The sequence below is a fragment of the Alcanivorax sp. HI0083 genome (genome assembly GCF_001635175.1).
Genome location: NZ_LWFX01001643.1, coordinates 1 through 802, shown reverse-complemented (window position 1 = coordinate 802; position 802 = coordinate 1). Strand labels below are relative to the sequence as shown.

At 60.7% G+C, this 802-nt stretch carries 1 protein-coding gene; it reads right to left on the bottom strand.

All coding sequences use genetic code 11. The features are described from left to right. Positions 1-670: TolC family protein (locus A3754_RS24190; RefSeq protein ID WP_197468835.1), on the bottom strand; the 670-nt coding region annotated here is incomplete at its 3' end. Positions 671-802: the final 132 nt, after the last annotated feature.

Genomic DNA, 802 nt, shown 5'->3' with positions numbered 1-802 from the left:
AGAGCGAAGCCAGAGCTATTTTCCGGCTCTCGTATTCGCTTAACACGCGGGACTGCTCGATACGACTCCGGGTGAGCGCGGCCCTGGCGCGCATGACTTCGGCCTGGGGCGCCGCGCCCCGGTCGGCGCGACGGGTGACGATCTCGTGGGTGGCCTCGGTCAGCGCCACAGCGTCAGCGGCCAGTTCAAGTTTTTCCTGCAGGGCCAAGGTGGCGACAAAACGCTGGGCCACCTGTCCCAGCACATCCAGGGTTTCGGCCTGGCGCTCGGCCTCGACCAGAGCGTATCGCGAGTCGACGACGCTGACGCGGGCCTCACGCTTGCCGCCAAGTTCGAGAACCGATGACAAGGACAGGGTGTACTCTGCCGCGTCGCTCCCCTGCCGGTTGCCGCTGCCGAGGACGTTTTCCACCTCCAGGCCGGCTTCCAGGGCAGGATTTTGATCCGCCGTGAAACGACGGCCTTCAAGGCCCTGAAGGCGAAAATCGAAAACCTGCAGGGTGGGGTTCTGCGCCACGGTCCGCGAGAGGGCATTGGCAAGTGTGAGAGGTGCCTGCTCGGCGTACGCAACAGTGCCCGTCAGGGTTAGCACGAGAAGACACAGCAAGGTGTTAAAAAATTGACTCGGTATTACCCGCCGCCCATTTTTTATGGGCATTCCAAAAAGCATGAAACTACTCCTACGAAAGTCTAAATGACAGTAGTTCCCCAAGCTGGGGAAGGTGCTGCTCGCAGGATCAAACGATAGGAGGGCGGAAAGGAGAGGATTGATCGACAGAGGAAAAACTGGCCTGGTAGCCCG